This window comes from Streptomyces sp. NPDC043870, from assembly GCF_056435785.1.
Genome location: NZ_JBWKDT010000022.1, coordinates 110,922 through 121,499 on the forward strand (window position 1 = coordinate 110,922; position 10,578 = coordinate 121,499).

Genomic DNA, 10,578 nt, shown 5'->3' on the forward strand with positions numbered 1-10,578 from the left:
GGTGCTCCTCTTCGCCGCTTCCGACAAGGGAGGCACCGGCCGCTCCGTCACGAGTGCCAATGCCGCCTACCGCAGGGCGCTCGCCGGGGACGACGTCTGCTACCTGGACTTCGACTTCGGATCACCCACGGCCGCCGCGGTCTTCGACGTTCCGAGGGTGCTGCGCGGCATCGGGCAGGGCGGTCTCCACTCGTACCTCCAGGGCAAGACCACCGCGCCCGTACGGCTCGACGTATGGGCCGAGACCGAGCACGAGGTGCTGCGCCACCGTCCCAGCGGCTCGGGCACTCTGGTGCTCCTCCCCGGCGACCGCGACGGGGGCGAATTCGCCGTCGGCGAGGACACGCTGAGCCGGTGCGTCGACCTGTTCCTGCGGCTGAACAGCGAGTTCGACCTGATCGTGGTCGACCTGAGCGCGGGCCGCAGCTACGCGACGGACATGGTCCTCGAAGCCACCTCACGGCCGGAACTGCGCGACGTCGACGCCCGCTGGCTCGTCCACCACCGGTGGACCCGCCAGCATGTGATCGCTGCCGCCCACCTGGTGTTCGGTACGCGGGGCATCGTCGCCGACGGCGTGGCCCGCGGCCATGACGAGGACCGGCTGCGGGGCAGTATCCGGTGTGTACGGGTCGCGGTGCCCGACCCCGAGTCGGCGCTGTGGTCCCAGGTGCCGCCCGCGCAGTCCGCGTGGATGCGCAAGTGCGACCAGGACCTCAACAGGCTCGCGGCCGAGCTGGACATCGGCATCGGCCGGGTGCTGGGTGCCGTTCCGCTGGAGCCCGTGCTCCAGTTGCGCGAGCAACTGATCACCGACGAGGACGTCCTCGCCAGCCGGGTCGCGAACCTGGAGACCTATCAGGCACTCGACGACCTCGCGGCCCGGCTGACCGACGACGACGCGTGGGGGCAGCCGTGACGGCGTTGTCCACCGTGGTGCGCCGGGCTAGGGTCACGAACGGGTGCCTTCACCCGGTGGACCTTGAGTGATCTTCTCGACGTGAGGCGTTCTCGGGAGGGGAAACAGTGGGGGGTCGCAAGCTCGTTCTGGTTACGGGATCGGGTCTGGTCACTGACGAAGCGTGCGCTTACGTACGCAGTCGCGACTACGAGATCCGTCACGTCGGGGACGACTATCTTGATGCCGGAGGGCTGCACGAGGCGCTCGACGGGGTCGCCGCTTACCTCATCGGCGGCTACGAGGAACCGCTGGACGAGCACTTCGACCAGCATCGCGCACTGGAAGCGGTGGCTTGGCTCGGATCGGACTACAAGGCGTTCGTGCCGGGATGGCCGCGCGGGCACGAGCGGGGAATTGCCTTCATCACCTCACCTGGCACGAACGCCGACTCTGTCGCCGAGTTCACGCTTCTCCTGTGCCTGACCATGAGGCGGCCCTTCACCGAGAGCATCGTCCGTGCCCGCAGTCCCATTCCGGGGCTGCCTGTTCCTGGCCGGGAATGCGCCGGGCAGCGCATCGGGATCATCGGCCTGGGACGGATCGGTGCACGGGTGGCGCGGATGGCGTCGGCAGGTTTCGGCATGGACGTCTCGTACTTCAGTCCTCGACGCGATGCTGCGGTCGAGCGGTCCCTGGGAGTGACCTACAGGAGCAAGAACGACCTGCTGGCCTCCAGTGACATTGTCACCCTGCACCGCCGCGGGCCCGAAGCCCACGAGCCGCCGGAGCTCTCGGCCGCGGACCTGGCCCGGCTGTCACCGGGAAGCACAGTGATCAATACAGTCCATCCCCGGCTGGTTGATCTGCCGGCTCTCCTGGTGGCGGTGCGGGACCGCGGCGTACGAGCGGCGTTCGACGGCGTGGGAGAAGGACCGGCGTGGCGCGAGTTGCTGGACTTCGGGCCCGGCCGGTTCCTCGCGCTTCCGCAGATGGGCTTCAACACGCTGGATGCCAATGCCAGGGCGGCCATGACCACCGCCCGCGCCGTCTGCGACGTCCTGGACGGCGGCATGCCGTCGGCGGTGGACAATCCGGACTTCCGGAAGGTTCGCAGCCGGGTCAGTCATGACGACTTGCCACGCCGCACTCGGTGATGGCCGACTGAAGTATTCCCACGCCGCGTTCAAAGTACGAGGGATCGCGAGACAGAGCGAGCCGTACGTACTGCCGTCCGGCGGCATCGCCGGACGGCCAGTGGAATCGGTCGCCCGGCAGTACGCGCAGCCCCTGTCGTATACCCGCCTGCATGATCTCGTCGCGGCGGGGTCCCAGGAGCAGCCATTGCACGCTCATGCTCTCGGTGACGAGACGAGGCGTCACCTGCTCGGGCAGCTCCAAGGACGCCAGAGCCGAGCGCAGTCGGCTGCGGTTGGCGAGGACCAGACGCCTGGCGCGTTCGACCTCATTGTCGCGCTCGTCCTCCAGGACCTCTGAGAGGAGGACGAGGTCGATCGAGGAGACGTTCAGAAGGATCTCGCTGCACACCTTCTCGAGCGCCGGCCCGATGTCGGGGGTTGCCGACAGCACACTGGCCTTGGTGTCGAGGAGCGACAGCACTTTTCCCGTATCGTCTATGCAGATGACCGACGCCCCGGCACCCACCCCTTGCGCGACGAGGTCGAAGCAGGCAACCGGGTCGAGCATGCGGAACGACAGGTCGAACACCAGAAGGACACGCCGCCGGGCGGCCCAGTTGATCGTTTCCCTCACCGTGTCACGGTCCCAGGTGGCTCCGGTGGGATTGTTGGGCAGCACGACGACGAGCGCCTCGAGGCCCAGGCCGTCGAGATAGTCGAAGTCCGGGGCAGGCATGAGCCGTTCCTGCGGTACTGCCGCCGGCTGCACGCCGGCAAGACGCAGCAGCGCGGGCAGGTTGTCGAATGTCGGTGTGACCAGGCCGGTCCTCCGTCGCGTGCCGACGAGGAACTTGGCGACGGCGTCGATGGCGATGGAGGCGGAGTACAGAAGACGGCGAGAGGCCCTGCTGTAGTCCTGGCCGGTCCACCGTGACAACGCCCGGAGGAATCGCTGTTCCACGGCTGGTACGGACAGATCCGCCTGGAACGCGCGCTCGACCGCGGAGCGCAGCCGGGTCTGCGCATGGGCGGGCAGGGTCTGCCGGGCGTGCCCGTCGGCGAGATTGACGCGGGCGGCGAGTGCAGAGCTTTCCAGTTGCGTGAGATTGGGACCTGCGTCTTTCATCGCACCTCGCAGACGATCAAGGAGAACATGGCCGATGCCGAGAAGGGGCGAGTGTGCAGGACCTGTACGCCTGCCACTGGCGCCTCGAGTCCGATGCGCCGCGCCGCGGACAGAGCATCGTCGCCTCCCGGGCATGAGGGTTCGTGTTCGAGGATGATCAGGCCCGGGCCCGGCTGTACGGGCCAGTGGGCGAGCATGCGCAGCACCATGCCGGTGTATCGGGTGCTGTCTGTCCCGGCTGCGGCTGACTCCGGACCGTCTGTCCCGCCCGGGAGGGCAGGCGGCCGACGGCCGCCGCTGACGGCTTCCAGCAGGCGGCCGGCGGTCTCACGCAGTGAGGAACTCCCGTGGTCCGGCTTGCTGGTGGTGCCGAACGGTGGCGAGGTGTAGACCACCCACCCGGGTTCCAGGCGGTCTCGCGCCCCCTCCCACGCCTCGTGGGTGCCCGCATCACCCCATCTGACCTCACTGGCCGCGACAGGGCGAGGCCCTGACGCCGTATCCTGCTCGATCCGGGCCCTCTGCCGCGACTCCATGGAGTGTGTGGTGGCAGCGGTGACTGCGAGACACCCTGCCAGGAACGCGTCCTTCGATGCGGTGAAGCGTGCCAGGCCATCGGCGGAGTGGAGCAGAGCCCCGACGGCATCGGCATCGGCATCGGCGAAGTGGACCAGCTGGTCGAGCAGTTGGAGATGCCGTTGGTCGCAAAGGGCCTTCGCCGTGGCGACACAGACCAGCAACGGGTCGATGTCCATGCCGATGAAGGGAACGCCCATCTCGCGCGCGGCAACAGCCGAACTTCCCGCACCGCAGAACGGATCGATGACCACGGACGGCCGACCGTGAAGGTCCTCGATGATGCGCCGCGTGGTGCGGGCGTTGGCGGAATCGGTGCGCTGGTACCACCGGTCTATCGGCTGAGCCGGATCCGGACGGTATTCGGCGGGCACGGCGGGCAAGTGGTACGCACGTGAAGCGATGTCAGACGTCCGCACCGTGATCCCACCCCATCACCGTGATCCCACCCGTCGGCGTTCGCTGGTTCACCCCCGCCACGAACTGACGCGCCGTTACGATACCGACAGTGGTGCGATATCACCACACCGTCACGGCCCGGATGGGCGACCGACCCGAAGCGGGAGGCATACATTGCCAGGTCATCCACCTTCGTCCACGCCCGAGACTGAGGACGAGCCGATCCTGGAACGCCAGCCGGGCGGTGCTGTGGCACTGGTCGCATGGCAGGACGCCGGAGGACCACCACGGCTGGCGTCGGGAGGCGACGACGGCACCGTTCGTATCTGGGACCCCGTGGCGGGGGCTGGGGTGGGCCAGCCGCTGGTGGGTCACTCGGCGGGCGTCTGGGCGCTGGCGAGTTGGACGGAGCCCGACGGTGTGTGTCGGCTGGCCTCCGCCGGCGACGACGGCACCATCCGCATCTGGGACCCCGCGGCGGGGGCTGTGGTCGGCGAGCCGCTCGTGGGTCACTCGGCGGGCGTCTGGGCGCTGGCGAGTTGGACGGAGCCCGACGGTGTGCGTCGGCTGGCCTCCGCCGGCGACGACGGCACCATCCGCATCTGGGACCCCGCAGCACGAGAGCAGATCGCCTGCGCAGCGCACACCGGGCGGGTGATGGCACTGGAGGTCTTCCGTTGCCGCGATGGTTCTCTGCGTATCGCCTCGGCCGGAGATGAGGGCACGATCCGCTTGTGGGACCCCGCGACCGGTGCACAGTTGGGGGAACCCCTGGTGGGTGACTCCGGATGGGTGCTCGCGCTGGCCGCGTTCCGGGCTTCCGACGGCGGCTTTCTGCTTGCTTCGGCCAACTACGACCGGACCATCACGGTCTGGGACCCGGAAGTGGGTCGGTCTCCGGGACCTTCCATGACAGGGCACACCGCCGGTGTTGCGGCCCTGACCCGGTGGACGGATCCGGACGGTGCCGACCGGCTTGCATCGGCGAGCGACGACGGCACCATCCGGACCTGGGATCCGCAGACCGGGCAGGCTCTTGGCGCACCCTTGCGCGGCCACAGCGCGGGCATTCTCTCGCTGGCGGTGTGGAGCGAGCCGGGCGGCGCGATTCGGCTCGCATCGGCCAGTTCAGACGGAGCGGTGAGGATCTGGGACCCGGAAACCAGCCGTATGCAGAGGCCGCCGCTCGTCGGCCACTCCGGGTGGCTGCGTTCCGTGGTCGGGATCGCCGGAACGGACGGCAGTACGAGACTGGCATCGGCGAGCTACGACGGCAGCATCCGCATCTGGGACGTGGCGGCAGGGACCTCGCTCGCGGCAGCCGACGGCGGACACCCGGGCGGCGTTCTGGCCTTGGCGTCATGGCTCGGCCCGGACGGGCCCCGGCTGGCCTCGGCAGGTTATGACGGCAGTATCCGTGTGTGGGATCCGGGCACCGGGCAACCTGCCGGTCCGGCTCCGATGACCGGTCACATCGGGGGTGTTCTCGCGCTTGCCGTGTGGCGTAGCGGGTCGGGTGCGGTGCGGCTGGCTTCCACCGGCTACGACGGAACGGTCCGAATCTGGGATCCTGACCGGGCGGAGCAGGTGGGTGAGACGATCGCCGGCGATCAGGGCAGACTCTGGGCGGTTACCTGCTGGACGCCCCCCGACGGCAGGACCCGACTGGCCGCAGTGGGTGACGAGGGCACCGTGTACATCTGGGATGCAGAGACGTGCGCTCCGCTTCGCACGCGACTTCACGGCCACAGTGGCGGCGGGCGAGCCCTCACGAGCTGGGTGGGCCCGGACGGTGCTCGTGTCGCGGTTGCCTGTGGTGACGGCACCATCGTCGTATGGGATCCCGAGACCGCCGCACAGGTCGCCTCTCCCTTGACCGGCCATACGCTGTGGGTGTGGACTCTGGCCACCTGGGAGACTTCCCAGGGCCGCCGACTCCTCGCCTCCGCCAGTTACGACGCCACGATCCGGCTGTGGGATCCCGAACGGGGCCTGGCCATCCGCAGTGTCGAGGTGGGCGCGATTTCCCTGTGGGGACTTACTGACGCCCCCGCGGAGCGGGATCTCCTCGGACGCGAGGCCCTCGTCGATTCACTGGTGCACCAGATTCACCGGGCAGACGGCGGAGCACCGGCTGGTCAGGGGCCCGTGGTCGTTACTGTCGAAGGTCCGTGGGGCTGCGGGAAGAGCACCCTGATGCAGCTGGTCCGGGGCAGGCTGCCCACTGTCGGGAACCAGCAGCCGTCTGCCGCCTCCTCTGCCCCGCATCTCACCGTGCGGCAGGCAGTACGCCTGATGCGGGACGGCCGGCCCGAGACGGCGAGCGGTGATGCGCGCCCGTCGGCACCTTACGAGGGTGTGGTCACGGCCTGGTTCAACCCATGGTCGCATCAGTCGGGCGGACAGGTGTGGGCGGGTCTCACCGAGGCGGTCATCGAGGCCGCGGCGCCCGTGCTGTACCCCACGGAACTCGACCGGACGCGGTACTGGTTCACCCGGAACCTACGCAAGGTGGACCAGTACGCTCTCCTGCGCTCCATCCGCAGACGGATCATCTCGCCCGTGCTGGGAGTGTGGCTGGCGGGCCTGGTCGCTCAGCTGGGCATCACTGTCCTTGGCGACGACCATGACTTCCACTTATTGGGCCATCAGGTCAGCGGAGTGGCCCTGGCGCTGGCCCTCTCCACCCTCGTCGCCCTGACAGGGATTGCCCACACGCTGCTGCGGTACTTCCGGGAACCGGTCTCGGTGTACATCGGGACCACGCTGCTCGAGGGGCCGCTGGCCCCAGGGACCGCCGTCCAGTGGCCCGGGGACGAAGCAGGGGGAACCGCCGACCCGCTGTACCAGGCCACCGGTGGTCAGCTGTACCTCCATCAGCACGACATCCACGAGCTCTTGGACGATCTGCGCCACCGCGGGTACGGGCTGGTGGTATTCGTGGACGACCTTGACCGCTGCCACTCCGACACGACCGCGCAGGTGTTTCAGGCAATCAACCTCTTCCTCTCCGGCCTGACTGCCGAGGGCGGCATGCAGGGATGTTTCGTCGTTGGGCTCGATCCGGTCGTCGTGGCCTCGCACATCGACCGGGAACTGGAATCACTCGGCGCCGTGGCCACGGCACCTCATGGTGATGACCCGTCAGTCGGCTGGGCCTACCTGCGCAAGCTGGTTCAATTGCCCGTCCGTGTTCCCGAGGTAGGAGACGAAGGCCTTCACGATTTCGTCGAGGTGGCGACGTGGGCCACGCCGACAGACATGCGGCGGGTTGGCAACGGGCCGGCCCCGTCCCCCGTGTCTCCCGTCGGCGACCCTCCCGCCACCGGGCCGTCTGCGTTGCGGCCCCGGGGCACCACGTCCGCGGCATCCTCCAACACGGTCGTGCCCGCTCCCCGCTCCCCCACACGTCTCCGGCCACCGGTGGAAACCACCTCCTGGCGCAATCTGGAGCGGCACCCCAGGATCCTCACACTCCTCCGCAGGCGGCTGAGCGCACAGCCCGGGCGTTCCATACGCGAGGCCAAACGACTGCTCAACGTCTGGCAGCTCTACGCCCGGGTGCTGGACAACGTGGAACCGCTCACGGATCCGGAGGCAACGATCACCCGAGCCTGTCACCTGGTGCTCCTTGCGGAGATCATCACCCGCTGGCCGTCATTGCAGTCTGCGCTCCACCAGCGGTTCGACGACCGTCGGGGTCTGGACCTCCTCGTCGAATCGATCGAGGATGAACAACGTTGGGAGGCGACGACGACCCGGATCGGTCTTGACACACGCGAGCACGAGCGAGCGCTGCGCGGACTGAGGCAATTGCTGCGCGACCATGATGGGCAGGAGATCGCCGCCCTCGCACGACGTCTGCTGTAGCGACCCATCCCCGTGCACACTTGCTGGCCGTCAGCGGCAGCAGAGCTTCCTATGAGGAGGAGTGCTTGAACGAGGCCACTCGCCTTTCCCCCGCGCATCGGCGGCCGCGTCCCGCCAGACTCGATGACCTGGCCGACCTGTGCTCACTCGACCATGACATCTTCGGAGAACTGGCCTATCCCTACTTCGTGCTCCGTCAGTGGTTCGACGTGCACGGCGAGCACTTCGTCGTGATCGACAGTTCTTCGGCCCGGGCGGGGCTGTGCGGATACGCCATGGTGGCGCTTGAACCGAGCCGCGAGACCGCCTGGCTGCTCGGACTGGGTGTTCACGAAGACCACCGGGGCCGCGGCTTCGGTGACGTACTGATGTCCAAAGCCATCGAGATCTGCGAGAAGGCAGGAGCGCAGCAGGTCAAGATCACGGTACGGCCCACCAACGACGCTGCTCTCGCGGTCTACAACAAAGCTGGATTCACTCAAGTGGATGAGGAGGACGACTACTTCGGTGCCGGAGAACCACGACTGCTCTTGCTGAAGCGGAACTGACCGAACGTGAACGACAGCGGTGCGTTGCCGTGCGTCACAGCCCCGGCTGGGATTCGCCCCCAGGATCCCTCGGCGGCAGGAGGGCACTCCCCGTCCGGACCTACGACCCGGCCAGAAGCCGCTTCGAGAGGGCATCCGCACCAGCCCGACTGGACCGCCGCTGATACGTCTACGCCGGTGAGCCTGCGGTCTGCGAGCGATGGTCGGTGGCCACGGCGGCCGTCAAAGTCGTCGTTCCGTTCATGGTGCGGACGCCAGGGCCCCGAAACTTCGGCGACCGCCTCAGCATCGATCGGCCACACTGGCCGCCACGAGCCTGCACCAGCCTGAACGCCCGACGGCAGACAGTGCCATCGGCCCGCGAGCGTGCGGCACTCTGGCTATGGGCCGAACGCCGTGACGTGCGAGGCATTCTTGGCCTGGCCGTCATTTGTTACCGCACCTCGCTTGCTGGTACAGGGTCGACAGCGCGTCGTCGATGGGGTGGCGCTGCGGCTTCCCCGAGGAGTCCGCCTCGTTCCACCTCGCGAGGTTCATTGCGACAGACATCTGCCTTCTGCCGTCGGCGCGGGTCAGGGAGATCGTCGAGGCGCCCCATCCTGAGGTGGTGAACGCACAAGAGGCCGGAACCACGCCCCGGCGGCACGCTCAGCGGCACAGCCGCGCCACGAGGTCCAGCTCGTCCGCCCACAGCGCCGGGTTGCGCGGACCGATGTGCGGCGCGGCCAGAGACCGTACACGGAAGGGATTGTGCGGCGTCACCTCGTCCGCTTCGCGGATCATCAGGTCCTGCAACGCCGGCGGGATCGAGCGGTCCTCGGTGAACCGCAGATACGTACGCGGCACCCGGCCCCACTGTTCCGGCACTCCGCGGGCGTCGCTGAGCGCGATGGCCGCCGACTCGTCCGGCTCCAGAATATTGAGGAGCGCCCGCACCTCGGCGTCCGGCCAGTCGGCGGCGACCGCTTCCTTCGCCGCCGCGAAGAGCGCGGGGTCGCCCGAGCGCCAGTTGACCCGGTTGACACCGAGCTCCGGCAGTGTCTGCACGACGGGTATCCGGAGGATGGCGCTTGAGGACGCCTCCGGAGTCGTCATCAGCCGGCTGACCGAGGTGTGCTTGGTGGGGCAGAACGCCGAGGCATACACCAAGTGGGAGATGAGCTCGGGCACTTGGTTGGCGACCGCGTTCACCGTTACCCCGCCCAGGCTCTGGCCGACCAGGATCACCGGACCGTTGCGGTGGGCTCGCCGCACGACACCCACGACATGCGTTGCGAAGTCGGCCAGCGTCACCTTGGACATCGGGGACGGCTCGGTACGCAGCCGCTCCAGGTCCTGCGGGGTCTGGTAGGAGACGGGGAAGTACGCGCCGAGGCCGTGCCCGGGCAGATCGACCGCGATCGCGCGGTACCCGCGCAGTGCCAGCTGGCCCAACACGGCTGTCCAGCCGAAGGAGTTGCTCCCGGCGCCGTGGACGAGGACAAACGTGGGCTCGCCGCGCCGCCGCCCGTCCGCGTGCGTGGCGGAGGCTGCCGCCCCCACCGCTGCGACGGCCCCGGCCCCGGCCACCGCCGCCCTCAAAACACCGCGGCGCGACTGTCCGCCGGCGCCGACGTTTTCGCTCATGCCGCTCATGTCACTCATGCGCCCGACTCTAGGAGTGGGCGCGCACATGATCGTCCCGTTTCGGCCAGTCTGCCCGGCAGGGCCGTACTCACACCCGGGTGGCGACGACTGTCGCCTGGTCAGCAGGTCTGTGGCTCGGTGAGCGGACCGCGGGCCGGTCACTCGGCCGCGCAACGCTGGTGGCGCCCTGGTCTCGGCGGCCTCACGGTCCTGCAGGCCCAGCCCGGTGTCGACAAGCTCCCGGTCCGGATGCGGATGAACGGACCGTCGTCGGTGGACGGGCTGCCAGACGTCCAGGTCAAGGTCCTGCTGCGGGGGGGGGGGGGGGGGGGGGGGGGGGGGGGGGGGGGGGGGGGGGGGGGGGGTGGGGGGAGAGAGGAACAAGAGGAGAGAAAG

7 protein-coding genes are annotated in these 10,578 nt (G+C 68.7%); 4 read left to right on the plus strand and 3 right to left on the minus strand.

Annotated elements, in window-relative coordinates; genetic code table 11:
• The first annotated feature begins 1 nt into the window (after position 1).
• The gene (locus tag AC0699_RS24960) at positions 2 to 919 is read left to right on the plus strand and encodes an SCO2523 family variant P-loop protein (protein ID WP_478664073.1); all 918 of its coding nucleotides are present in this window, start codon (positions 2 to 4) and stop codon (positions 917 to 919) included.
• 107 nt (positions 920 to 1,026) lie between these two features.
• Positions 1,027 to 2,055, plus strand: a complete 1,029-nt coding sequence (locus AC0699_RS24965; RefSeq protein WP_478664076.1) for an NAD(P)-dependent oxidoreductase — start codon at positions 1,027 to 1,029, stop codon at positions 2,053 to 2,055.
• On the opposite strand, the gene AC0699_RS24970 is transcribed toward AC0699_RS24965, so the two are convergent.
• Positions 2,021 to 3,163 carry a pyridoxal phosphate-dependent aminotransferase gene (locus AC0699_RS24970; RefSeq protein ID WP_478664078.1) on the minus strand — a complete coding sequence of 381 codons (1,143 nt, stop codon included), beginning with the start codon at positions 3,161 to 3,163 and terminating at the stop codon, positions 2,021 to 2,023. The two genes, AC0699_RS24965 and AC0699_RS24970, sit on opposite strands and share 35 nt — an antisense overlap.
• The gene (locus AC0699_RS24975) at positions 3,160 to 4,158 is read right to left on the minus strand and encodes a DNA methyltransferase (protein WP_478664081.1); all 999 of its coding nucleotides are present in this window, start codon (positions 4,156 to 4,158) and stop codon (positions 3,160 to 3,162) included. The genes AC0699_RS24970 and AC0699_RS24975 overlap by 4 nt, the downstream gene beginning before the upstream one ends.
• Positions 4,159 to 4,387: 229 nt before the next feature.
• Here AC0699_RS24975 and AC0699_RS24980 point away from each other — a divergent pair, with 229 nt between their 5' ends.
• Positions 4,388 to 8,008 (plus strand): P-loop NTPase fold protein, encoded by a 3,621-nt coding sequence (locus AC0699_RS24980; RefSeq protein WP_478664085.1) that lies wholly within the window; start codon positions 4,388 to 4,390, stop codon positions 8,006 to 8,008.
• Positions 8,009 to 8,073: 65 nt separating this feature from the next.
• Positions 8,074 to 8,556, plus strand: coding sequence for a GNAT family N-acetyltransferase (locus AC0699_RS24985; RefSeq protein WP_478664088.1), 483 nt, complete (start codon positions 8,074 to 8,076; stop codon positions 8,554 to 8,556).
• Between the two features lie 648 nt (positions 8,557 to 9,204).
• On the opposite strand, the gene AC0699_RS24990 is transcribed toward AC0699_RS24985, so the two are convergent.
• Positions 9,205 to 10,200, minus strand: a complete 996-nt coding sequence (locus AC0699_RS24990; RefSeq protein WP_478664091.1) for an alpha/beta hydrolase — start codon at positions 10,198 to 10,200, stop codon at positions 9,205 to 9,207.
• Between the last annotated feature and the right edge of the window lie 378 nt (positions 10,201 to 10,578).